Below are 21,897 nucleotides of genomic sequence, written 5' to 3' on the forward strand. Positions count from 1 at the left end.
CTGTCCGCCTGCGGTCCACTGTCGCGTGAAAGGTCATCAGGATGAATTTCGGACGCGAGGATGTGGCGGCCCTGCACCGCATTCTGCAATGGCGCAGGGATGTGCGGCATTTCCGCCCCGATCCGATCCCCGAGCCGCTGGTCGAGGAACTGGCCGAGGCGATGGAGCGGTCGCCCTCGGTCGGCAATGCCCGGCCATGGCAGGTGGTGCGGGTCGATGATCCGGCCCTGCGCGCCGCGCTGCGGGCCGAGTTCGCGCGCTGCAATGCCGCGGCGGCGGCGCAATACCACGGCCGGCAGCGCGAGGATTATCAGGCCCTGAAGCTGGCCGGGCTGGACCGCGCGCCGCTGCAACTGGCGGTGTTTACCCGCATTGACCCCGACGAAGGCCACCGACTGGGCCGCGCGACCATGCCGCAGACCCTGCACCAGTCCACCGCCATGGCGATCCATACGCTGTGGCTGGCGGCGCGGGTGCGCAATCTGGGGCTGGGGATGGTGTCGATCCTCGACCCCCAGCGGGTCGGTGCGCTGCTGGACATGCCGCCGGATTGGGAGTTCTCGGCCTGGTTGTGTCTGGGCTGGCCGGAGATCGACGATGACACACCGCTGCTGGACCGCACCGGCTGGCAAAAGAACCTGACGCGGAACTGGCTGCGGCGCTAGCCGGGCGGCGGCTAGGTGCGGCTGATCTGCACCCGCCATGCGCCCTCGATGCGCGGCGGGAACACGCCGGACGCCGGGCCGTGGCACAGCAGCGCATCCAGCGGCGCCAGCGTCAGCGGCCCGGCGGGTCCGGGCAGCTCCAGCGCGCGGGCAGCCAGAACCAGCGTCCAGTCGGCGGTGTCCGGTCCGGGATCGTCGGTCCCGCGCAGCAGGCGGTGCGACCATGACCCGCGCCGGGTCATCACATTCAGATCGGTGATCGGCTGGCCCAGCAGCCGGGCCGAGGCCGGCACATCCGCCGCAAAGGCCAAAGGCGGTGTCGCGAGCGTCAGCCGATGCAGGCCCAGCCCCTGCACCTGCAATTCGATGCCATCGCCCGACAGCACCGCCAGACTGCGGTCGATCTGCGGAAAGATCGAAAAATCGCCATCCTCGGCCACGCCGGCCATGCTGATGCGCCAGTCGAACCCGTCCAGCCCTGCGGTCGGCGGCCAGATGGCGATCTCGGTGGTTTCGCCGCGCCCGTTCTTCCACGGCATGCAGCGATGGTCGGCGGCGCGCAGCACTTGCAGGGTCATTGCGCCGCGCCCTCGGGTTCGGCCCAGCGATAGCCGACGCCGGGCTCGGTCAGGATCAGCGCCGGCCGTGCCGGGTCCAGCTCCAGCTTTTGCCGGAGCTGGCCGATAAAGACGCGCAGATAGGGCACGTCATCGACATGCGCCGGGCCCCAGACCTGATCCAGCAGCTTGCGATGCGTCATCACCCGTCCCGCATTCGAGGCCAAGGCCACCAGCAGGTCAAACTCCTTGGGCGTCAGCCGCAAAAGCTCGCCATCGCGGCTGACCTGATGCGCGCCAAGGTCGATTTGCAGCCCGGCCTGACGGATCTGGTCGGTGCGGGCCGGATTGCGGCGCGAGCGCAGGCTGACGCGCAGCCGCGCCAGCAACTCACCGATGCCAAAGGGCTTGGCCACGAAATCATCGGCGCCAAGGTCCAGCGCCATGATCTTTTCCATCTCCTGATCATGCGCCGACAGCACGATCACCGGCAGCGCCGAACGCAACCGCAGCCGTTCGATGACCTCCTTGCCGTTCATGTCGGGCAGGCCCAGATCAAGGATCAACAGGTCGGGCTCATGCGCGGCGATGCGCGACAGCGCCTCCTGTCCGCTCGCGGCCAGCATGGTGTCATAGCCGGCAGCGGTCAGGGCATGGCCCAGAAAGCGCTGGATCTGCGGCTCATCATCGACGATCAGGATGGTCTGCCTTGCGCTCATGGCTCAGGCCTGCGGTCCGGCGGGGCCGTGTTCGGGCGGGACGGGCAGGCGGATTTCCAGCACCGCGCCGCCCTGCGGCGTCTGCGCGGCGCGGATATGGCCGCCAAGCGCGGTGGCGATGCCCTTGCTGATCGGCAGGCCAAGACCCGCGCCCAGCGGCGGGCGGGTCATGCCGTCACTGGCCAGCCATTCGGCGATCGGCCCGGGCAAGCCACGGCCCCGGTCGGCGACCGACAGCACCATCTCGTTGCCCTGCACCTCGGCCTGCAACCGGATCACGCCGGGCGCGTATTTCACCGCATTCTCGATCAGATTGAACAGCGCCTGTTCCAGCAGACCGACCTCGGCTCGGATCATCGGCAGCGCCGGCAGCTGCGTCTCGATCCGGGCATTGGGCCAGGCCCGGCGCGCCCGCGCGACCGAGGCCTGCGCCACGTCGCCGGCATCAACCCAGGCTAGATGCACCTCCATGCCCGATTGCAGCCGCGTCAGTTGCAGCAGTTTTTCGACATAGCGGCCCAGACGCTCGGTTTCTTCCTCGATGGCGGCCAGCAGGTCGGACTGCGCCGAGGGCGACAACGTCGCGCCAAGTTCCCGCAGCGTCGTCACCGAGCCCAGAATAGTGGCCAAAGGCGTGCGCAGGTCATGCGACAGCGAGGCCAGCAGCGCGGCGCGCATCTCTTCGCTGGCGGCGCGGCGGCGCTCGGCCTCGGCCTCTTCGGTCAGGGCCAGCCGCTGCAGGGCCTGCCCGGTCTGGCGCAGGATCACCTCGATCGCCTGCTCGCGCCATGCGCGGTCGCGGCTGTCGGGCGCGATGCGGGCATGGCCGATCACCGGGCTGCGCTGGTTCGGGGGCTGGCCGGGAATATGGTTGCCCAAGGGATAGAAGCTCAGCTTCGAGCCGCTCCAGCCTTGCGCCGATGCGAACTCCGCCCGTCCGCGCCGCCAGGCCACATCGGCGGCCTCCAGCTCGCTGGCTTCGGGCAGATAGGATTCGGGCTCCGAGGCCAGAACGCGCAGCTGGCCTTCCATCGGCCCCAGCGCCAGCGCCGGCCCATGCGCCAGCGCGTTCAGATGCCGCACCGCCACCCGCGCCACCTCGGAGGGGCTATGCGCGGCGGCAAGCTCGGCCGAGACCTGCGACAGCACCTCCAGCGCCGCCGCGCGTCCCTCGGCGGCATCGACCTGTTCGCGCAGCCGACCCGAAATCAGCCCGGTGATCGCCGCCGCCAGCAGAAACACCGCCAGCTTGATGATGTCCTCGGGGCGGGCGATATGCAGGGTGAAATGCGGCTCGACATACATGAAGTTGACGCCGATCAGCGCGCCAAAGGCGCTGGCGATGCCAACCCAGAAGCCAAAGGCCGCAGCCGAGACCAGCACGGCGGTCAGAAACAGCAGCACCGCCACCGATTCCGGCAGGATGTGCCGGGCCGAGCCGACCCCCACCGCCACCAGCAGCAGGATCATCGCCGCCCCCAGCACGCCGCCAAAGCTGGGCGTGCTCATCAGGCAACGGTCGTTGCGAAGGCGGGGTGGATCGATGCGATTCATGCCCGGATCTGGCGACAAGCGAGACGCCTTGTCCATGGTCTTTACGAAAACTTTACGCCGCGGCGCGGAATCCCCGTCGAACCTTTATGCCGGTTTGGGCAATCTGCGCTTCTGCCGGACGAGTCCCGGCGCTAGGTAGGATTATATGGCCAGTCTGGATACTGATCTGACCGATACCCCGGCCCATTCACACAAGCGTCCCGGCCTGATGTCGCTGTCCCTTGCCGCGATCGGCGTGGTCTATGGCGACATCGGCACCTCGCCGCTTTACGCCTTTCGCGAGGCGATGCTGGCGGCCGGCGCGACCCATGGTCAGGTCCTGCGCGAGGATGTGCTGGGCGTGCTGTCGCTGATCGTCTGGGCGCTGATCCTGATCGTGACGGTGAAATATGTCCTGATCCTGCTGCGCGCCGACAACGAGGGCGAGGGCGGCACGCTGTCGCTTCTGGCGCTGGCGCAGCGCGCCATGGGCCGGCACAACCGCGCCATCCTGCTGCTCGGCATGATCGGCGCGGCGCTGTTTTATGGCGATGCCGCGATCACGCCGGCGGTCTCGGTGCTGTCGGCGGTCGAGGGGCTGAAGCTGGTGACCCATGAGGTCGATCCCTTCATCGAGCCCATCGCCATCGCCATCATCATCGCGCTGTTTCTGGTGCAGAATCGGGGCACCGAGGCGGTGGCGCGATTCTTTGGCCCCGTCACTCTGATCTGGTTTCTGGTCATGGCCGCCGCCGGCACGCATTGGATGCTGCAGGATCTTGAGGTGCTCTCGGCGGTCAACCCGGCGCATGCGGTGTTCTTCGTGCTCGACAACGGCAAGCTGGGGCTTGTGGTGCTGGGCGCGGTGTTTCTGGCCGTCACCGGGGCCGAGGCGCTTTATGCCGACATGGGCCATTTCGGCAAGAAACCGATTCAGGTCGCTTGGCTGTTCGTGGCCTTTCCCGCACTTTTGCTGACCTATTTCGGGCAGGGCGCGCTGGTGCTGTCGCGGCCCCATGCCATCGAGAACCCGTTCTTTCTGATGTTTCCGGGCTGGGCGCTGCTGCCGGTGGTGGTTCTGGCGACGCTGGCCACCATCATCGCCAGTCAGGCGGTCATCACCGGAGCCTTCTCGCTGACCCAGCAGGCAGTGCAACTGCACATGCTGCCGCGCATGAAGATCCGTCATACCTCCGAGGCGCATCAGGGCCAGATCTATCTGCCGGGCGTGAACCAGTGGCTGATGCTGGCGGTGCTGGCGCTGGTGGTGATGTTCGGCTCGTCCTCGTCGCTGGCCTCGGCCTATGGCATCAGCGTCACCGGCGCCATGGTGGTGACGGCGACACTGGCCATCATCGTGGCCTACAAGCATTGGAAGCTGCCGCTGTGGCTGGCGGTCGGCATGATGCTGCCCTTCCTGCTGCTGGACCTGACCTTCCTTGGCGCCAACCTGATCAAGATCGCCGAGGGCGGCTATGTGCCGCTGGGTATCGCGGCGGTCATGCTGATCATCATGGCCAGCTGGATCCGGGGCAGCGGCATCGTGGTGATCAAGGACCGCGAGGCCGAGCTGCCGCTGGATACGCTGCTGGCGCAGATCTCGAAATCGGCCTCGATTGCCACGGTGCCGGGCACGGCGGTGTTCCTGACCTCGACCCCCGACCTGACGCCGGCGGCGCTGTTGCACAGCCTCAAGCATTTCAAGTCGCTGCACGAGCAGAACGTGATCCTGACCATCCAGACCGCCGAGGTGCCGCGCGTCGCGCTGGAGGACCGGGTGCGGATCGAAGAGATCGACGACCGCTTCCGCCGCATCGCGCTGCTTTACGGCTATGCCGAGGATCCCGATGTGCCGCAGGCGCTGCTGCAATGCCGCAAGCAGGGCTGGAAATTCGACATCATGGCGACCTCGTTCATCCTGTCGCGGCGGCGCATCCGCATCTCGACCCGCTCGCGCATCCCGACATGGCAGGGCAAGCTGTTCATCACCTTGGCGCGCAATGCCGCCGGCGCCTCGGATTATTTCCGCATCCCCGCCGGGCGGGTGGTGGAAATCGGCACGCAGATGAACATCTGACCTTGGCCGCCGGGCCGGGCATCCTGCCGCCGGGGCGGGGTGCCCAGATGCCACAACATCACGATCGGGCGGGATTTTCCGTGCCGCCTTCTCAATCCGCGCCGGCGCACCTATGATACGCCCACAATTTTACCTTGCATGCTGGATGACGACGCGATGATCCGACCCCTATTCGTCCTTGCCGCCCTTGCCGCGCTGTCCGGTTGCGTGGCGGCACCTGCCCCCGCGCCAGAGCCCGTCGCCGTGGTCGACCCGGTTCCGGTCACCCCGGTCGCCGGCGTCAGCGGCCTGACCTCGCGCGAGCCTGATGCCTGCCACGCCAAGACCTATATCTCGGCGCTGGGCCAGCCGGGCACGGTGATCCCGGGTCTGGGCATCACCCGCGAATTCCGAGTGGTGGAATATCGTGGCATCGAGCCGCAGGAATATAACCCGCTGCGCATCGTCTTCCGTCTGGATGCGGCCGGCAACATCTACAACATCGACTGCGGCTGATCCCATGCGCTATGCCATTCTTATGACCCCGCTGCTGCTTCTGGGCTGTGTCGAACCCCAGGAACCCGTCGCGCCGCCGCAACCGCCCGTCGCGCCCGGCTGCACCGCCGCCAGCCTGCAAGGGCTGATCGGCCAGCCGAGTGAGGTTGCCGAACGCATGAGCCTGCCGCCTGGCAGCCGTATCATCGGCCCGAACCAGCCGGTCACGATGGATTTCCGGCCCGACCGCCTGAACATCGAAACAGGCAGGACAGGTCTGATCGAAAAGATCTCCTGCTACTGATCGCGGCGCCGGCGGCGATTGCGCCGCCGGTTGCCTCCATCGACTAGTCCGCCTGCGCCAGCATGGCCGCCAGCCCGCGGCGATAATCGGGATAGCGCAGCACCACCCCCAGCTCCTGTTTCATCCGCCGGTTCGAGACGCGCTTGCTTTCGGCGTAAAAGCTGCGCGCCATCGGCGTCATTTCGGCTGTGGCGTAATTCTCGGCCGGGGGCAGGGGCAGGCCCAGCAGTTCGGCGGCATGGGCGATGACATCCTCGGGCGGGGCCGGGTCGTCGTCGCACAGGTTGTAGATCGCGCCTGCGCGCGGCGCATGGATCGAGGCCAGCAGCGCGCGCGCGATATCCTCGGCATGGATGCGGGAAAACACCTGTCCAGGCTTGACGATGCGGCGCGCCGTGCCGGCCCGCACCTTGGCGAACGGCCCGCGTCCGGGGCCATAGATCCCGGCCAGCCGAAAGATGTGCAGGGGCAATCCGTGGGCGCTGGCCAGCGCCTGCCATTCGGCCTCGGCCGCGACGCGTTCGCGCCCGCGCCGGGTCGAAGGGGTCAGCGCCGTCTCCTCATCGACCCAGCCGCCCTGATGATCGCCATAAACCCCGGTCGTCGAAAGATAGCCCAGCCAAGCCGGCCGCGCGGCTGTCAGCGCCGCGCCGTAGGTCGCAAGCGTGGGATCGCGCCCATCCTCGGGGCCGGCGCTGACCAGAATCGCATCGGCATGGGCAATCGCCCGGCGGATCGCCTCGGCATCGGACCAGAGCAGCGGCTCGGCCCCGGCGGCGGCCACGCGCTCGGGGGTGCCGCGCGTGGTGCCCTGCACCTGCCAGCCCTCGGCCCGCAGCAGGGGCGTCAGGAAGCCGGCGCTGTAGCCATGGCCAAGGACCAGCGCCCTCATGCCGGCTGTGCCTCGGCCCGCGCGCGCAGGATCTCGGCTGCAATGGCGAACGAGCGGTGGCGGGCCGTCTGGTCAAAGATATTGCCGACCACGATCACCTCATCAGGCTGGTGGCGCGCGATCAGCCGGTCCAGTTCGGCGGCAACCGTCTCGGGCGCGCCCACCGCGCTGACCGACAGCGCATGTTCGACGGTCGGCAGGATACGCACCGGCACCGCGTCCAGAATGTCATCGACCGGCGGCGGCAACAGCCCCGGCATTCCCAGCCGCAGTCGGGCAAAGCTGATCTGCTGGCTGGTGCGCAGGCGCTGCGCCTCGGCATCGGTATCGGCGGCGATCACGTTGACGGCCAGCATGAATCGCGGCTTGTCGCCGAACTCGGTCGGCTGGAAACGGTGGCGGTAAAGCGCCACGGCCTCGTCCAGATCGCCCGGCGCGAAATGGCTGGCAAAGGCATAGGGCAGCCCCAGCGCGGCGGCGAGGCTGGCGCCGTAAAGCGATGAACCAAGGATCCAGACCGGCACCCCGGTGCCTTGGCCGGGATGGGCTGCGACCGGCACGCCGCGCTGGGCGGGGCCCAGATAGCGCATCAGCTCGACCACATCGTTCGGGAAATCCTCGTTGCGGGAATGGCCGCGCCGCAGCGCATGCATTACCGCGCCATCGCCGCCGGGTGCGCGCCCCAGCCCAAGGTCGATGCGCGGGCCGTGGATCGTTGCCAAAGTGCCGAATTGTTCGGCAATCGCCAAGGGTGCGTGGTTTGGCAGCATGATGCCGCCCGCGCCCACACGGATGGATTTCGTATGTTCGGCGACATGGCCGATCAGCACCGAAGTGGCCGCGCTGGCGATGCCGGCCATGTTGTGGTGCTCGGCCAGCCAAAAGCGGTGATAGCCCCAGCCCTCGGCCGCCTGCGCCAGCGCAACGGAATTGGCGATGGCCTGGCGCGCGTCCGAGCCCTCGGCCACCACTGCCAGATCGAGTATCGAGAAACGCATGGTGAATGCTCCTTTGCCCTGTCAGATAGGAAGGCCCGAGCCGGCTTGCCAGCCTCTTGCTGCACTGGCACTGTCGCCGAAAACAGGAGTGCGCGGATGTTTGAGGTCAATCGGGGATTGCCGCTGGAGATGCCGGAACGCGCCGAGCGGGCTCTGTTCGACGATCCGGCAGCGGCGGTGGCGCGGCTGATCGCGCTTTACGACCGTGCCTCGGGCTTTCTGCTGGACCGCTTTATCCGCACGCTGGATGGCGAGGTGCCGCGCGCGCGCTATCGCGCCTTTTATCCCGAAGTGCGCATGATCGTGCCCAGCCACACCAAGACCGACTCGCGCCTGTCCTTTGGTCACGTCGCGGTGCCGGGTGTCTATGCCACCTCGGTCACCCGGCCCGACCTGTTTCGCGGCTATCTGACCGAACAGATCGGCCTGCTGATGAAGAACCACGGCATCGGCGTGCTGATCGGTGACAGCGACACGCCGATGCCGGTGCATTTCGCGGTGGCAACGCGCAGCGATCTGAACGTGCCGCAGGAAGGCGTGCTGAAATTCTCGTTGCGCGACGTGTTCGACGTGCCCGACCTGAATACGATGAATGACGACATCGTGAACGGCACCGGCGGGCTGAACGCGGATGGCAGCCAGCCGCTGGCGCCCTTTACCGCGCAGCGCGTCGATTACTCGCTGGCGCGGCTGTCGCATTACACCGCGACCCTACCCGAGCATTTCCAGAACTTTGTCCTGTTCACCAACTACCAGTTCTATGTCGACGAATTCGAGGCCTTTGCCCGCCGCGCGCTGGCCGATCCGAATTCCGGCTACACTGCCTTTGTTGCGCCCGGAAACCAGATGCTGGAACGGCCCGAGGATGTGATCGCGACCGGCGCCAAGATGCCGCAGATGCCGGCCTATCACCTGAAGCGCGCCGATGGCGACGGCATCACGCTGGTCAATATCGGTGTCGGCCCCTCGAACGCAAAGACCGCGACCGACCATATCGCCGTGCTGCGCCCGCACGCCTGGCTGATGGTCGGCCATTGCGCGGGGCTGCGGAACAGCCAGTCGCTGGGCGATTTCGTGCTGGCCCATGCCTATCTGCGCGAAGATCACGTTCTGGACGACGATCTGCCGGTCTGGGTGCCGATCCCGGCCCTGGCCGAGGTGCAGGTCGCGCTGCAAGAGGCGGTGGCCGAGGTCACGCAGCTGGACGGCTATGACCTGAAGGCGATCATGCGCACGGGCACGGTCGCCACGATCGACAACCGCAACTGGGAGTTGCGCGACCAGTCCGGCCCGGTGCAGCGCCTGTCGCAGTCGCGTGCCGTCGCGCTGGACATGGAAAGCGCCACCATCGCCGCCAACGGTTTCCGCTTTCGCGTCCCCTATGGCACGCTCCTGTGCGTCAGCGACAAGCCCCTGCACGGAGAGCTGAAGCTGCCCGGTATGGCCACGGCATTCTATCGCACGCAGGTGGCGAACCATCTGCTGATCGGAATCCGTGCGATGGAAAAGCTGCGCGCCACGCCGCTGGAACGCATCCACTCGCGAAAGTTGCGTTCCTTCAACGAGACCGCCTTTCTTTAGAATTGCGCGCATGGTGGGGTTTCGCTGCGTTTGCTGGGGAAAACCGCCGAAAACGCTTGAAATGCGCGCAAAAAGCTTGTGTAGCGGCAAACGTGCCGCCAAGGTGGCGTCCGAAAATTTCCCGAACGGGAAACACAGAGGAGACAGACTATGGCTCAGGCCGCTTCGAAACCGATGACCAAGACCCAGCTGGTTGCTACGCTGGCCGAAGAAATGGGCAGCGACAAGAAAACCGCCGCTGCGGCGCTGGATGCGCTTTCGGCCGTCGTTTCGAAAACCGTCGCGGATGGCGGTGCTCTGACCCTGCCGGGTATCGGCAAGGTTGCCTGCCGCGCCCGTCCCGAACGTCAGGTGCGCAACCCGCAGACGCAGGAAATGATGACCAAGCCGGCGGACAAGGTGGTCAAGATCACCATCGCCAAGGCGCTGAAAGACAGCGTGAACGCCTGATCCGGGGCGTGATCGCCGATCAAGGGGCCGCGCAATCCTGCGCGGTCCTTTTCGTTTTTGGGGCCGGCATCCGGGCCCCCGCGCCGGGTCGGGCTTTCCGCTTGCGATGGTCGGTCCATCTGCTAACCCCTTCGATGAAGCAACCGGAACGGAGGGCGGCCATGGATATCAAGGCCATTGCGATGGGCGTCAGCTTTGCGCTGCTCTGGGCCTCGGCTTTTACCGCGACGCGCATCGCGGTGCTGGCCGCGCCGCCACTGACCGCTTTGGTACTGCGTTTCGCGCTGTCGGCGATCATCGCCATCGGCTTTGCCCGCGCGCTGGGCCAAAGCTGGCGGCTGAGCCGGGCCGAGTGGCGCACGGTCCTGCTGTTCGGCCTGTGCCAGAACGCGCTGTATCTGGGCTTTGCCTGGGTGGCGATGCAATATGTCGAGGCCTCGGTCTCGGCCATCATCGCCTCGACCATGCCGCTGATCGTGGCCTTTCTTGGCTGGGCGATCCATGGCGAGCGGCTGCGGCCGATGGCGGTGGTCGGGCTGATCGCCGGGGTGATCGGCGTCACCATCATCATGGGCGTGCGGCTGAAACACGGGCTGGACCTGCATGGCGTGTTTTTGTGCGTGTGCAGCGTGATCGCGCTGACCTTTGCCACGCTGGCCGCGCGCGGTGCCGGCGGCAGCCGCAACATGATGATGATCGTCGGCTTGCAGATGGCGGTCGGTGCCGTGGTGCTGTTGCTGCCGGCATTGCTGTGGGAATGGAACCGCCCCGTCGCATGGAGCGGCGAGCTGATCGGCGCCATGCTGTATTCGGTGCTGGTGCCGGGCATCATCGCCACATGGATCTGGTTCCTGCTGGTGGCCCGGATCGGTGCGGTGCGGGCGGCGACTTTCCATTTTCTGTCGCCGATCTTTGGCGTGGCCATCGCCGCCGCGCTGCTGGGCGAACGCTTTGGCGCCTCGGATGTGATCGGCGCGCTGATCGTCGCGGCCGGCATCCTGATGGTGCAGCTGGCGCGGATTCCCGCCACGCCAGCCGCCCCGGCGCCCGCGGTGCGCTGATCTAGCGGCCTTCGGCTGCGGTCAGTGCGCGCACCGTGTCGCGATCCTGACAGCGCGCGACCCAGTCGCGCACCGCCGGGGTCGCGGGCAGGGCATCGCCGAACCACGCAAACGGCCCCGAGCACAGCAGATCCGCCGCGCTATAGTCCGCGCCCAGCAGATAGGGCTGGCGCGACAGGGTTTCGTCCAGCCGCTGCAGGGCGGTGTCGTAATCGCGCAGCGAGGCCTTGACCGCCGGGTGATCGAGCCCGGCCCAGGACAGGATCGTCACCGGCTCGAACACGCCCTGATACCAGACCATCCACGACAGGTATTGCCCGCGCAGCGGATCGCCGGGCAGCGGTGCCAGTCCCGCCTGCGGAAAGCGGTCGGTCAGATAGATGATGATGGCGGCGCGTTCGCGGACGTGATCGGCGCCATCGGTCAGATAGGGCACCTTGCCCTCGGGATGGGGGTTGCGCGGATCGCGGGCGCCGCTGCCGTCCTGACGGATGATGCTCACCCGCTCGACCCGGACCTGATCGCCGGTGCCCAACTCGGCCAGCAGCTGCACGATGCTGGTCGAGCGGCTTCGCGGCGCATGATAAACTGTCAGCATGACTTGTCTCCGATAGGTTGATGCGCCTAGCAATAGGCCCTGCCTCCTGACAGAAGATGACAGCATGTCCCGCACCGATCGCCTGATGCGCCTGATGGATACGCTGCGCCGTCTGCCGCAACCGGTGACGGCGGCGCGGCTGGCCGAGGAAACCTGCGTGTCGCCGCGCCAGCTGTATCGCGACATCGCCACGCTGCGCGCGGGCGGCGCGCTGATCGATGGCGCCGCCGGTCTGGGCTATACCCTGACCGAGGACAGCGCCCTGCCGCCGCAGAGCTTTTCGCGGCTGGAGATCGAGGCGCTGCTGCTGGCGATTTCCGGCCTGCGGGCGCTGGGCGACGACGCCCTGACCCGCGCGGGCGAGGATGCCTTGGCGCGCATCATCGCCACCCTGCCCGAATCGCAGGGCCGCCACGCGCTGCATACGACGATGCGGCTGTTCCGCCCCCTGACCGAACGGCCGGCGCCGCAGGTGGACATGGCGCTGTTGCGGCAGGCGCTGTGGGACGAGCAGAGCCTGATCATCGACTATCAGGACAAGACCGGGCAGCGCAGCACGCGCGAGATCTGGCCGCTGGGCCTGTCCTATTCCGACAATCACATGCTGCTTTTGGCGATGTGCCAGCTGCGCGGCGATTACCGGCTGTTCCATGTGCCCAGCATCCTTGCGATGCAGCCGGGCGGCACCAGCTTTCGCCCGCGCCGGGTGGCCTTGTTGCGGGATTACGTCGTGCAGCGGACCCGATGCCCGGCGTGATGCGTTGGCTTTGGGTTGATTTTCACGAAATGTTCCACATCTTCGCATCATGCGCGCCGATCCGATCCTGCTTCCGACCAAGGACGGGCTTTATTGCCCCGCAGGCCGCTTTCACATCGACCCGCTGCGCCCGGTCGAGCGGGCGCTGATCACCCATGGCCATTCCGACCATGCCCGGTTCGGGCATCGTCATGTCATGGCGAGCCGGCAGACGCTGGACATCATGCGCCTGCGCATGGGCCCGGATTTCGCCGGCGCCACGCAAGAGGCCATGGGCGAAATGCGCATCGGCGATGTCACCGTCGGCTTTCATCCTGCCGGCCATGTGCTGGGTTCAAGCCAGATCGCGGTGACGCAAGGCGGGCGCCGGATCGTGGTCTCGGGCGACTATACGCGCCAGCCCAATCCGACCTGCCTGCCGTTCCAGCCGGTGCCCTGCGATGTCTTCGTGACCGAGGCGACATTCGGCCTGCCGGTGTTCCGCTTTCCAGATCCCGCGACCCAGATCGCCAAGCTGATGGCCAGCATGGCCGAATTTCCCGAGCGCCCGCATCTGATCGGCGCCTATGCCCTGGGCAAGGCGCAGCATGTCATCGCGCTGCTGCGGGCCGCGGGCCATGACGCACCCATCGCCATCCATGGCGCGCTGGCGGGGCTTTGTGACTATTACGTTTCGCAAGGGGTCGATCTGGGGGTGCTGGTGCCGGCGACCGCCGATGAGGTCGCGGCGCAGCTGGTCGTCGCGCCGCCTTCGGCATTCGCCAGCCCATGGGTGCAGCGGTTCCGCGATCCGGTGCTGGCCTTCGCCTCGGGCTGGATGGCGGTCCGGGCGCGGGCACGGCAGCGCGGGGTCGAACTGCCCTTGATCATCAGCGACCATGTCGACTGGCCGATGTTGACCGGCACCCTGACCGAGCTGGCACCCGCCGAGGTCTGGGTGACGCATGGCACAGAAGAGGGCGTGATCCGCTGGTGCGAGCTGGCGCAGATCCCGGCCCGCCCGCTGCGGCTGGTCGGCTATGAGGATGAGGCCGAGGAATGAAGGCCTTTGCCGCGCTGCTGGAACGGCTGGCCTTTACCCCGGCGCGCAATGCGAAATTGCAGCTGTTGCAGCATTATCTGCAACGCACCCCCGACCCGGATCGCGGCTGGGCGCTGGCCGCGCTGACCGGCGAGCTGGAGCTGCGCCGGGTCACGCCGTCGCTGCTGCGCGGGCTTGCGGCCGAGCGGATCGACGGTCAACTGCTGGCGCTGTCTTACGATTTCGTCGGCGATCTGGCCGAGACCATCGCCTTGATCTGGCCCGAGGGGGCCGAGGACGACCCGCCGCTGTCGCAGGCGGTGACGCTGTTGATGACAACCGGCAAGGCCGGGCTGCCCGCCGCCATCGCCGGCATGCTGGACCGGCTGGGCCCGTCCGAGCGGCTGGCCTTTCTGAAGCTGGCCACCGGCAATCTGCGCATCGGCCTGTCGGCCCGCATGGCGCGGCTGGCGCTGGCGCAGATGGGCGCCCCCGAGGTCGGCGATCTGGAGGAGATCTGGCACGGACTGAGCCCGCCCTATGCACCGCTGTTTCACTGGATCGGCGGCGGCGCGCGGCCCGAAAGCGCGGCGCTGGCGCCGTTCCGGCCCGTCATGCTGTCCACGCCCACCGATCTGGATCAGCTGCGTGCGCTGGATCCGGCAGAGTATCTGGCCGAGTGGAAATGGGACGGCATCCGCGTGCAGGCGGTGGCCGAGGGCGGCGTGCGGCGGCTGTATTCCCGAACCGGCGAGGATATTTCCCATGCCTTCCCCGATGTGGTCGAGGCGATGGATTTCGACGGCACCGTGGATGGTGAACTGATCGTGCGGCGCGGCGGCGAGGTGGCACCCTTTGGCGATCTGCAAAAACGGCTGAACCGCAAGGCGGTGGGCAAGGCGCTGCTGGCGAGCCACCCGGCGGGGCTGCGGCTTTACGACCTGCTGATCTGGCAGGGGCGCGACCTGCGGGCCAAGCCTTTGGCCGCGCGGCGGGCGGTGCTGGAGGCGGCGGTTCTTGATCCGCGTATCGACATCTCGCCGCTTCTGGATTTTGGCGATTGGGATGGGCTGGCGGCGCTGCGCGCCGATCCGCCGGCGGCGGTGATCGAAGGCGTGATGATCAAGCGCCGAGACAGCCTTTATGTCTCGGGCCGTCCGCGCGGGCCATGGTTCAAATGGAAGCGCGATCCGATGGTGGTCGATGCGGTGCTGCTTTATGCGCAGCGCGGGCATGGCAAGCGGTCGGGTTTTCATTCCGACTTTACCTTTGGGCTATGGGACGGGGCGGAGCTGGTGCCGGTCGGCAAGGCCTATTTCGGCTTTACCGATGCCGAGCTGCGCGAGCTGGACCGCTTTGTCCGGCAGAACACCGTCGAACGCTATGGGCCGGTGCGCGCGCTGGCGCCGAAGCTGGTCGTCGAGGTGGCCTTCGAGGGGCTGAACCGGTCCTCGCGCCACAAATCGGGGGTGGCCATGCGTTTTCCGCGTATCAGCCGCATTCGCTGGGACAAGCCCGCCGCCGAGGCGGACCGGCTGGCGGTGCTGGAGGCGATGCTGTGATCCTGCCGGAGCTGTTTCAGGACTGGTTCGTGTGCCAAGGCTGGCAGCCGCATCCGCATCAGCTGGCGCTGCTGGCGGCCGAGGGCGACAGCCTGCTGATCGCGCCGACCGGTGGCGGCAAGACGCTGGCGGGGTTCCTGCCCTCATTGGTGGAGCTTGCGCCGGTGGCGGGGCCGGATGGGTATTTGGAAAATGGTGAAAGGGCCGGGGTTGGCCTGCATACGCTTTATGTGTCGCCCCTGAAGGCGTTGACGGCGGATATTGCGCGCAATCTGGCGCGGCCGGTGGCCGAGCTGGGGCTGGATCTGCGGATCGAGGACCGGACCGGCGACACCGGCCCCGCGCAGCGGCGGCGGCAGCGGATTGACCCTCCGCAGATCTTGCTGACCACGCCCGAGAGTCTGGCCCTGATGCTGAGCTATCCCGAGGCGCCGGCGATCTTTGGCAGCTTGCGGCGGGTGGTGCTGGATGAATTGCACGCCTTGGCCGAGAGCAAGCGCGGCGATCAGCTGATGCTGGGACTGGCGCGGTTGCGGGCACTGGCGCCGGATCTGCGGGTGACCGGGCTGTCGGCCACGGTCGAGGATCCGCAGGCCTTGGCGGGGTTCATGGCCGGCGCTCGTCCGGTGGAGATCGTCGAGGCCGATTCGGGGCCGGATCCCGATATCGCCATACTGCCGACCGCGCGGCCCGCGCCCTGGGCTGGGGGCGGTGGGCATTATGCCATTCCCGAGGTGCTGGCGGCGGTGAAGGCGGCGCGGACCACCATCATTTTCATCAATACGCGGGCGCAGGCCGAGCTGTTCTTTCAGGCGCTATGGGCGGCCAATGACGAGAATCTGCCGATCGGGTTGCATCACGGCAGTCTGGCGCGCGAGCAGCGCCAGCGGGTCGAGGCGGCGATGGCCGCGGGCGAATTGCGCGCCGTGGTCGCGACCGGCAGTCTGGATCTGGGCATCGACTGGGGGGCGGTGGATCTGGTGATCCAGATCGGCGCGCCCAAGAACGTCAAGCGGCTGGTGCAGCGCATCGGCCGGGCGAACCACCGCTATAACGCGCCCTCGGTGGCGCGGATCGTGCCGGCAAACCGCTTTGAGCAGATCGAATGCGTGGCCGCGCTGCAGGCGGTCAAGGCGCGCGATCTGGATGGCGCGCCGCGCGGGCCGGGGCCTTTGGACGTGCTGTGCCAGCATATCCTGCTGACCGCCTGTGCCGGGCCCTTCGATGCCGATGCGCTGTTTGCCGAGGTGGGCACGGCCGGGCCCTATCACGGGCTGGCGCGCGCCGATTTCGACGCCTGTCTGGAGTTTGCGGCGACCGGCGGCTATGCGCTGCGCGCCTATGACCGCTGGCAGCGGCTGATGCTGCAGGGCGGGCTGTGGCGGCTGCGCGACCCGCGCGCGGCCAGGCTGCTGCGGATGAATGTGGGCACCATCGTCGAGGCCGAGATGCTGAAGGTGCGGCTGCGCGGCCGCGGCGGTGCGCCCTTGGGCGAGGTCGAGGAGGGGTTCGCGGCCAGCCTCGTGCCCGGGGATACGTTTCTGATCGGGGGGCGCGTGGTGCGCATGGACGCGCTGCGCGAGATGGTGGTCGAGGTGACGCCCGACCCTGGCCGGCAGCCCAGGATCGCGGTCTATTCCGGGGTCAAGCTGGCCATGTCGACGCAACTCGCGCATCGGGTTCTGGCGCTGATCGGTGATCCTGCGCGCCATGACGACCTGCCGCCCGACACCCGCGACTGGCTGGCCCGGCAGGCCGAGGTCTCGCGTCTGCCCGAGCCGGGGCTGCTGCTGTCGGAAAGCTTTCCCCATGCCGGGCTGTGGCATTTCGCACTTTATGGCTTTGCCGGGCGCAATGCCTTGCAGACGCTGGGTCTGCTGATCACGCGAGAGATGGAGGCGGCGGGGCTGGGCCCCTTGGGGTTTCTGGCCACGGATTACGCGCTGCTGGTCTGGTCGCTGGATCAGGTCGCCGATCCCGCGCCCTTGCTGGACGGGGCGCGGCTGCGGGCAGGCCTGGGCGACTGGCTGGGCGACAATGCGGTGATGAAGCGGACTTTTCGCAATGTCGCGACCATTGCCGGGCTGATCCAGCGCAATATGCCGGGGCTGCGCAAATCCGGGCGGCAGGCGACGTTTTCCAGCGATATCCTTTACGATACCCTGCGCCGATATGATCCCGGCCATCTTTTGCTGCGCGTCACCGCAGAGGAGGCCGGTCGGGGTCTGGTGGATTTCGGAAGGATCGAGGAAATGCTGGACCGCTCGCCCCGCCGCGACCATCGCATCCTGACGCGGGTGTCGCCGCTGGCCGCGCCCTTGCTGTTGGAGCTGGGCCGCGTGCCGATCCGGGGCGAGGGGCGCGAGCGGCTGGCCCGGATCGAGGCCGAGGCGCTGATGGCCGAGGCCGGTTTGCAGGATTTCGCATGAGCGGCCATGGCTTTGACTATCACGGCCTGCGGCTGGTGGCGCGCGGCTCGGGCGTGTTGTGGTGGCCCGAGGGCGGCCTGCTGGTGGTGGCCGACCTGCATCTGGGCAAATCCGAGCGGCTGGCCCGGCGTGGTGGCCCGCTGCTGCCGCCCTATGAGGGGCTGGCGACGCTGGAGCGGCTGGCGGCCGAGGTGGACGCACTGGCGCCGCAGGTCATCGTCAGCCTTGGCGATGCCTTCGACGACATGGCGGCCGTGCCGGCGCTGGACGAGGCGGTTCTGGCGCGGCTGCAGGCGCTGGCACGGGCGCGCGACTGGATCTGGCTGGCCGGAAACCACGATCCCGCCGTGCCGCAGGGCTTGCCGGGGCGGCTGGTCGGGCAGCTGGCGCTGGGTCGGGCGGTGCTGTGCCATGAGCCTTGCGACACCATCCCCGAGCCGCAGATCTGCGGGCATTTCCACCCGGTCGTGCGGCTGGCGGGCGAGCGGCGGCGGGCCTTTCTGCTGGGCGCGCGGCGGCTGATCCTGCCGGCTTTTGGCGCCTATACCGGCGGGCTTGACTGCGACGACCCGGCCTTGGCGGCGGTGGTGCCACGCGGTCTTGCCATCGCCTGTGGCAGCCGGCCACTGGTCTTGCCGGTCGGGGCGCCGCGCCCATCGGCCGCCATCCGGCGCCGGCGCTGAGGCCGGAATGCAAAAGGGGCGGCCCATGGCCGCCCCTTGCAACAGATGCGCCTGAGGCGGATCAGAACTTGAAGTTCACACCGACTTTCAGGTTGTTGTATTTGGCGCTGGCTTCCGTGGTCAGGCCATTGAAGTCCAGCTTTTCCTTGCCGAAGTTGGCGTATTCGTATTCGCCGGTCACCGACCATTTTTCGTTGAGCTGTTTTTCGACGCCCAGACCGACGATGTAGCCGGTTTTCTTGTAGTCATCGCTGATGTCGTTCAGCGAGTAGTCGACATCGGCGCGTGCGACGCCGGCGATGCCATAGACCAGAGTGTCGGGCGCGACGGTGTAGCCGGTCTTGAAGCGCAGCGCGAGCACGTTCTTGATCTTGGATTCGGCCGAGAAATCGGTGCCGCCGATGCTGCCATCGGTGTCACCCTTGATGTCGCCGCCTTCAAAGCCCAGTTCCGGGCCGAACACCCAGCGGTCTTTCTGCCAGCGGTAACCGGCGCGGACACCCGCGTTGGCGCCCTTGAGCTTCAGCTCGCCGATATTGCCCAGCAGGCTGTCGCTGGCGCTGTCGGTCAGGCCGACGCGGTCCTTGCCGCCAAAGGCATAGCCCAGCGTCGCACCTGCATAGCCACCTTGCCAGTCGCCGACCGGCTGCTCGATGACGATCGGCGCGGCCGGAGCGGGTTCGACGACGGGGGGCACATAGCCACCGGCATGGGCGGTGGCGGCCAGGACGGTCATGGAGCCAGCAAGGGCGGCGATGTGTTTCATCTTCATGTCCAAATCTCCTAATTCTTTTGCACAGACACCGACGTTCACGAAGGTTTGGATCAGGCGTCTGCTGCCGTATTCGGTAAACAGATGGGTCCGCTTTTGTCCCGTCGCAACAGAACATCCACGGTGCGAAAATTCCAAGCCGGCGGATGAGACATTCCTGCCACAATCAACCTGAGGATGCTTCAACTTGCCGAGACCAGCTTGTGAACGCAAGAGTTCAGATCTCAGATATCCAGATTTTCCACGCTCAGCGCATTTTGCTGAATGAAATCACGGCGCGGCTCGACGACATCCCCCATCAGTTTGGTGAAAATATCGTCAGCTTCGCTCACATCCTCGATTCGCACTTGCAGCATGGTGCGGGCGGCAGGATCCAGAGTGGTTTCCCACAGCTGCTCGGGGTTCATCTCGCCCAAGCCCTTGTAACGCTGCAGGGAAAGCCCCTTTTCCCCCTCAAGGAAGATCGCTTGCAGCAGGCTCAGCGGGCCGTGGATCGGGATGCCGCGATCTTTGCGCACCAGATGCGCGGTATCTGCATAAATTTCCTGCAGGGCAGGGGTGATGGAACCGAGTCGCCGGCTTTCGCCGCTGCGCAGCATCGGCCCGTCCAGCGTGCGGCTTTCTTCGACCCCGCGCAGCAGCCGGGTCAGGCGGATGCCGGCATCCTGCGTCGGCCGGCCCGACCAGCCGCGTTCGTATTCCTCGGCGATCATGTCCAGCCGTGCCGCCACGGCCGAGGCCACGCCCTGCGCATCGGCATCGACCCGGCCCGGGACCAGCGCGCCGGCGATGGCGGCCTGTTCGGTGATATGGGGCGGGTAATGCGTCGGATAGGCGCGCAGGATGCGCCGGGCGGCGCGGGCCTCATCGACCACGCGCGCCAGATCGGCGCCGGCGATGCTGTGGCCATTGCCCAGCCGCAGCGTGGCGCCTTCGATGCCCTGCTCGATCAGGTAATCTTCCAGCGCCGCCTCGTCCTTCAGGTAAACCTCGGACCGCCCGCGCGCGACCTTATAGAGCGGCGGCTGCGCGATATAGAGATGCCCCGCCTCGATCAGCTCGGGCATCTGCCGGAAGAAGAAGGTCAGCAAAAGCGTGCGGATATGCGCGCCGTCCACGTCGGCATCGGTCATGATGACGATCTTGTGGTAACGCAGCTTGTTCAGGTTGAACTCGTCCCGCCCGATGCCGGTCCCCAGCGCGGTGATCAGCGTGCCGACCTGATCGCTGGACAGCATGCGGTCGAAGCGCGCCCGCTCGACGTTCAGGATCTTGCCGCGCAGGGGCAGCACCGCCTGGTTCTGGCGCGAGCGGCCCTGCTTGGCAGAACCGCCGGCCGAGTCGCCCTCGACGATGAACAGTTCCGACAGCGCAGGATCCTTTTCCTGACAGTCGGCCAGTTTGCCGGGCAGGCTGGCCACGTCCATCGCGGTTTTGCGCCGGGTCAGCTCGCGCGCCTTGCGCGCCGCCTCGCGCGCCAGCGCCGCCTCGATGATCTTGCCGACGATCTGACGGGCCTCAGCGGGGTTCTCCTCGAACCACTCGGCCAGCTTTTCGTTGACCAGCCCCTCGACGGCCGGGCGCACCTCGCTGGACACCAGCTTGTCCTTGGTCTGGCTGGAAAACTTGGGATCGGGCACCTTGACCGACAGCACGCAGGTCAGCCCTTCGCGCGCGTCGTCGCCGGTGAAGTCGACCTTTTCCTTTTTCGCGATGCCGCTGGTCTGGGCATAGGTGTTGATCACACGGGTCAGCGCGCCGCGAAAGCCCGCCAGATGCGTGCCGCCATCGCGCTGCGGGATGTTGTTGGTAAAGGGCAGCACGGTTTCGTGGTAGCTGTCGTTCCACCACATCGCGACTTCGACGCCGATGCCGTTCTTCTCGCCCTGGATAAAGATCGGGTCCGCCATCACCGGCGTCTTGGACCGGTCGATGAACTTCACGAATTCCCGCACGCCGCCTTCATAAAACAGCTCGGTGCGCAAAGGCTCGGCCGGACGCTCGTCCTCCAGAATGATGCGCACGCCAGAGTTCAGGAACGCCAGTTCCCGCAGCCGGTTCTCCAGCGTCTTGTAGACGAAATCCCGGTTCGAGAAGGTGCCCTCGGCGCTGTCCTCCTTGGACGAGGCCAGAAACCGCACCTCGGTGCCCTTTTCGCCGGGCTCGGCATCGCCCACCACGCGCAGATGCTCGACGGTATCGCCATGCTCGAAACGGGCGTAATGTTCCTTGCCATTGCGCCAGACGCGCAGCTCCAGCCAGTCCGACAGCGCGTTCACCACCGACACCCCGACGCCGTGCAACCCGCCCGAGACCTTGTAGCTGTTCTGGTCGAATTTGCCGCCGGCATGCAGCTGGGTCATGATGACCTCGGCCGCCGAAACCCCCTCGCTCGGGTGCATGTCCACCGGGATCCCGCGCCCGTTGTCGCGGACCGAAACGCTGCTATCGGCATGGATCTTGACGCGCACGAAATCGGCATGACCGGCCAAAGCCTCGTCGATGCCGTTGTCCACGACCTCATAGACCATGTGATGCAGACCCGAGCCATCGTCCGTGTCGCCGATATACATGCCGGGACGCTTGCGCACAGCTTCCAGGCCCTTGAGAACCTTGATGGAATCGGCGCCGTATTCAGAGGGCTGGGGGGCGGGGTCGTTCATCGTATTCTTATCCTGCCTTGGGCTCACATCTTATAGGGGCAATGCCGGGGAATGTCACGGGAAAGCCACAAGATTTAGGGGAAACGCCGGGCGTTTCACCC

At 67.0% G+C, this 21,897-nt stretch carries 20 protein-coding genes; 12 read left to right on the top strand and 8 right to left on the bottom strand.

Features of this window, described 5'->3' with window-relative positions; translation table 11 throughout:
* The first annotated feature begins 41 nt into the window (after positions 1-41).
* Positions 42-665, top strand: coding sequence for a 5,6-dimethylbenzimidazole synthase (bluB, locus tag GL279_RS08815; RefSeq protein ID WP_155064266.1), 624 nt, complete (start codon positions 42-44; stop codon positions 663-665).
* Positions 666-676: 11 nt separating this feature from the next.
* On the opposite strand, the gene GL279_RS08820 is transcribed toward bluB, so the two are convergent.
* The 3 genes from GL279_RS08820 to GL279_RS08830 are packed head-to-tail and all read right to left on the bottom strand — an operon-like array spanning position 677 to position 3,450.
* Positions 677-1,243, bottom strand: coding sequence for a HutD/Ves family protein (locus tag GL279_RS08820; protein ID WP_211371287.1), 567 nt, complete (start codon positions 1,241-1,243; stop codon positions 677-679).
* Entirely contained in the window at positions 1,240-1,941 is a 702-nt protein-coding gene (locus tag GL279_RS08825) for a response regulator (protein ID WP_155064267.1), read from the bottom strand. Before GL279_RS08825 ends, GL279_RS08820 begins: the two co-directional genes overlap by 4 nt.
* A 3-nt stretch (positions 1,942-1,944) precedes the next feature.
* Positions 1,945-3,450 carry a DUF4118 domain-containing protein gene (locus tag GL279_RS08830; RefSeq protein ID WP_246175255.1) on the bottom strand — a complete coding sequence of 502 codons (1,506 nt, stop codon included), beginning with the start codon at positions 3,448-3,450 and terminating at the stop codon, positions 1,945-1,947.
* 190 nt (positions 3,451-3,640) lie between these two features.
* Between GL279_RS08830 and GL279_RS08835 the strand changes: the two genes are divergently transcribed.
* The 3 genes from GL279_RS08835 (at position 3,641) to GL279_RS08845 (ending at position 6,329) form a co-directional block, all read left to right on the top strand.
* The gene (locus GL279_RS08835; RefSeq protein WP_155064269.1) at positions 3,641-5,551 is read left to right on the top strand and encodes a potassium transporter Kup; all 1,911 of its coding nucleotides are present in this window, start codon (positions 3,641-3,643) and stop codon (positions 5,549-5,551) included.
* A 156-nt stretch (positions 5,552-5,707) separates the two neighbouring features.
* Positions 5,708-6,046: a hypothetical protein gene (locus GL279_RS08840; protein WP_155064270.1), complete on the top strand. Its 339-nt coding sequence runs from the start codon at positions 5,708-5,710 to the stop codon at positions 6,044-6,046.
* Positions 6,047-6,068: 22 nt separating this feature from the next.
* Entirely contained in the window at positions 6,069-6,329 is a 261-nt protein-coding gene (locus GL279_RS08845; RefSeq protein WP_246175256.1) for an I78 family peptidase inhibitor, read from the top strand.
* 43 nt (positions 6,330-6,372) lie between these two features.
* Here GL279_RS08845 and GL279_RS08850 read toward each other — a convergent pair whose 3' ends face one another.
* Together GL279_RS08850 and GL279_RS08855 are read right to left on the bottom strand one after the other, a co-directional pair.
* Positions 6,373-7,221 carry an SDR family oxidoreductase gene (locus GL279_RS08850; protein WP_155064272.1) on the bottom strand — a complete coding sequence of 283 codons (849 nt, stop codon included), beginning with the start codon at positions 7,219-7,221 and terminating at the stop codon, positions 6,373-6,375.
* Positions 7,218-8,219, bottom strand: a complete 1,002-nt coding sequence (locus tag GL279_RS08855; RefSeq protein ID WP_155064273.1) for an LLM class flavin-dependent oxidoreductase — start codon at positions 8,217-8,219, stop codon at positions 7,218-7,220. Before GL279_RS08855 ends, GL279_RS08850 begins: the two co-directional genes overlap by 4 nt.
* 96 nt (positions 8,220-8,315) lie before the next feature.
* Here GL279_RS08855 and GL279_RS08860 point away from each other — a divergent pair, with 96 nt between their 5' ends.
* The 3 genes from GL279_RS08860 to GL279_RS08870 all read left to right on the top strand — a co-directional run bounded on the left by GL279_RS08860 (position 8,316) and on the right by GL279_RS08870 (position 11,311).
* Positions 8,316-9,800, top strand: coding sequence for an AMP nucleosidase (locus GL279_RS08860; RefSeq protein WP_155064274.1), 1,485 nt, complete (start codon positions 8,316-8,318; stop codon positions 9,798-9,800).
* Between the two features lie 150 nt (positions 9,801-9,950).
* Positions 9,951-10,250: an HU family DNA-binding protein gene (locus GL279_RS08865; RefSeq protein ID WP_155064275.1), complete on the top strand. Its 300-nt coding sequence runs from the start codon at positions 9,951-9,953 to the stop codon at positions 10,248-10,250.
* A 161-nt stretch (positions 10,251-10,411) separates the two neighbouring features.
* Entirely contained in the window at positions 10,412-11,311 is a 900-nt protein-coding gene (locus GL279_RS08870; protein ID WP_155064276.1) for a DMT family transporter, read from the top strand.
* A gap of 1 nt (position 11,312) precedes the next feature.
* Here the strand turns inward: GL279_RS08870 and GL279_RS08875 are convergent, their stop codons facing one another.
* A complete protein-coding gene (locus tag GL279_RS08875) occupies positions 11,313-11,909 on the bottom strand; it encodes a glutathione S-transferase family protein (RefSeq protein WP_155064277.1) in 597 nt (198 codons plus the stop codon).
* 64 nt (positions 11,910-11,973) lie between these two features.
* On the opposite strand from GL279_RS08875, the gene GL279_RS08880 reads away from it, so the two are divergent.
* The 5 genes from GL279_RS08880 to pdeM are packed head-to-tail and all read left to right on the top strand — an operon-like array spanning position 11,974 to position 18,361.
* Positions 11,974-12,666 carry a helix-turn-helix transcriptional regulator gene (locus GL279_RS08880; RefSeq protein WP_155064278.1) on the top strand — a complete coding sequence of 231 codons (693 nt, stop codon included), beginning with the start codon at positions 11,974-11,976 and terminating at the stop codon, positions 12,664-12,666.
* A gap of 49 nt (positions 12,667-12,715) precedes the next feature.
* On the top strand, positions 12,716-13,708 hold the full coding sequence (locus tag GL279_RS08885) for a ligase-associated DNA damage response exonuclease (RefSeq protein ID WP_155064279.1): 993 nt from the start codon (positions 12,716-12,718) through the stop codon (positions 13,706-13,708).
* Positions 13,705-15,249, top strand: coding sequence for a cisplatin damage response ATP-dependent DNA ligase (locus GL279_RS08890; protein ID WP_155064280.1), 1,545 nt, complete (start codon positions 13,705-13,707; stop codon positions 15,247-15,249). The genes GL279_RS08885 and GL279_RS08890 overlap by 4 nt, the downstream gene beginning before the upstream one ends.
* Positions 15,246-17,678: a ligase-associated DNA damage response DEXH box helicase gene (locus GL279_RS08895; protein ID WP_343039757.1), complete on the top strand. Its 2,433-nt coding sequence runs from the start codon at positions 15,246-15,248 to the stop codon at positions 17,676-17,678. The genes GL279_RS08890 and GL279_RS08895 overlap by 4 nt, the downstream gene beginning before the upstream one ends.
* Positions 17,675-18,361 (top strand): ligase-associated DNA damage response endonuclease PdeM, encoded by a 687-nt coding sequence (gene pdeM, locus GL279_RS08900; protein ID WP_155064281.1) that lies wholly within the window; start codon positions 17,675-17,677, stop codon positions 18,359-18,361. The genes GL279_RS08895 and pdeM overlap by 4 nt, the downstream gene beginning before the upstream one ends.
* Positions 18,362-18,422: 61 nt before the next feature.
* Here pdeM and GL279_RS08905 read toward each other — a convergent pair whose 3' ends face one another.
* The gene (locus GL279_RS08905) at positions 18,423-19,133 is read right to left on the bottom strand and encodes an outer membrane protein (RefSeq protein ID WP_155064282.1); all 711 of its coding nucleotides are present in this window, start codon (positions 19,131-19,133) and stop codon (positions 18,423-18,425) included.
* A 224-nt stretch (positions 19,134-19,357) separates the two neighbouring features.
* Complete coding sequence (gyrB, locus tag GL279_RS08910) at positions 19,358-21,796, bottom strand: DNA topoisomerase (ATP-hydrolyzing) subunit B (protein WP_155064283.1); 2,439 nt, start codon at positions 21,794-21,796, stop codon at positions 19,358-19,360.
* Between the last annotated feature and the right edge of the window lie 101 nt (positions 21,797-21,897).

Origin of the sequence: Paracoccus limosus (assembly GCF_009711185.1) — a bacterium.
Classification (GTDB): domain Bacteria; phylum Pseudomonadota; class Alphaproteobacteria; order Rhodobacterales; family Rhodobacteraceae; genus Paracoccus; species Paracoccus limosus.

What these genes read in the sequence shown, in the direction of transcription:
- bluB (WP_155064266.1), top strand. Translation starts at nt 42, where the DNA reads ATGAATTTCGGACGCGAGGATGTGGCGGCCCTGCACCGCATTCTGCAA.
- GL279_RS08820 (WP_211371287.1), bottom strand. Translation starts at nt 1,243, where the DNA reads ATGACCCTGCAAGTGCTGCGCGCCGCCGACCATCGCTGCATGCCGTGG.
- GL279_RS08825 (WP_155064267.1), bottom strand. Translation starts at nt 1,941, where the DNA reads ATGAGCGCAAGGCAGACCATCCTGATCGTCGATGATGAGCCGCAGATC.
- GL279_RS08830 (WP_246175255.1), bottom strand. Translation starts at nt 3,450, where the DNA reads ATGAGCACGCCCAGCTTTGGCGGCGTGCTGGGGGCGGCGATGATCCTG.
- GL279_RS08835 (WP_155064269.1), top strand. Translation starts at nt 3,641, where the DNA reads ATGGCCAGTCTGGATACTGATCTGACCGATACCCCGGCCCATTCACAC.
- GL279_RS08840 (WP_155064270.1), top strand. Translation starts at nt 5,708, where the DNA reads ATGATCCGACCCCTATTCGTCCTTGCCGCCCTTGCCGCGCTGTCCGGT.
- GL279_RS08845 (WP_246175256.1), top strand. Translation starts at nt 6,069, where the DNA reads ATGACCCCGCTGCTGCTTCTGGGCTGTGTCGAACCCCAGGAACCCGTC.
- GL279_RS08850 (WP_155064272.1), bottom strand. Translation starts at nt 7,221, where the DNA reads ATGAGGGCGCTGGTCCTTGGCCATGGCTACAGCGCCGGCTTCCTGACG.
- GL279_RS08855 (WP_155064273.1), bottom strand. Translation starts at nt 8,219, where the DNA reads ATGCGTTTCTCGATACTCGATCTGGCAGTGGTGGCCGAGGGCTCGGAC.
- GL279_RS08860 (WP_155064274.1), top strand. Translation starts at nt 8,316, where the DNA reads ATGTTTGAGGTCAATCGGGGATTGCCGCTGGAGATGCCGGAACGCGCC.
- GL279_RS08865 (WP_155064275.1), top strand. Translation starts at nt 9,951, where the DNA reads ATGGCTCAGGCCGCTTCGAAACCGATGACCAAGACCCAGCTGGTTGCT.
- GL279_RS08870 (WP_155064276.1), top strand. Translation starts at nt 10,412, where the DNA reads ATGGATATCAAGGCCATTGCGATGGGCGTCAGCTTTGCGCTGCTCTGG.
- GL279_RS08875 (WP_155064277.1), bottom strand. Translation starts at nt 11,909, where the DNA reads ATGCTGACAGTTTATCATGCGCCGCGAAGCCGCTCGACCAGCATCGTG.
- GL279_RS08880 (WP_155064278.1), top strand. Translation starts at nt 11,974, where the DNA reads ATGTCCCGCACCGATCGCCTGATGCGCCTGATGGATACGCTGCGCCGT.
- GL279_RS08885 (WP_155064279.1), top strand. Translation starts at nt 12,716, where the DNA reads ATGCGCGCCGATCCGATCCTGCTTCCGACCAAGGACGGGCTTTATTGC.
- GL279_RS08890 (WP_155064280.1), top strand. Translation starts at nt 13,705, where the DNA reads ATGAAGGCCTTTGCCGCGCTGCTGGAACGGCTGGCCTTTACCCCGGCG.
- pdeM (WP_155064281.1), top strand. Translation starts at nt 17,675, where the DNA reads ATGAGCGGCCATGGCTTTGACTATCACGGCCTGCGGCTGGTGGCGCGC.
- GL279_RS08905 (WP_155064282.1), bottom strand. Translation starts at nt 19,133, where the DNA reads ATGAAGATGAAACACATCGCCGCCCTTGCTGGCTCCATGACCGTCCTG.
- gyrB (WP_155064283.1), bottom strand. Translation starts at nt 21,796, where the DNA reads ATGAACGACCCCGCCCCCCAGCCCTCTGAATACGGCGCCGATTCCATC.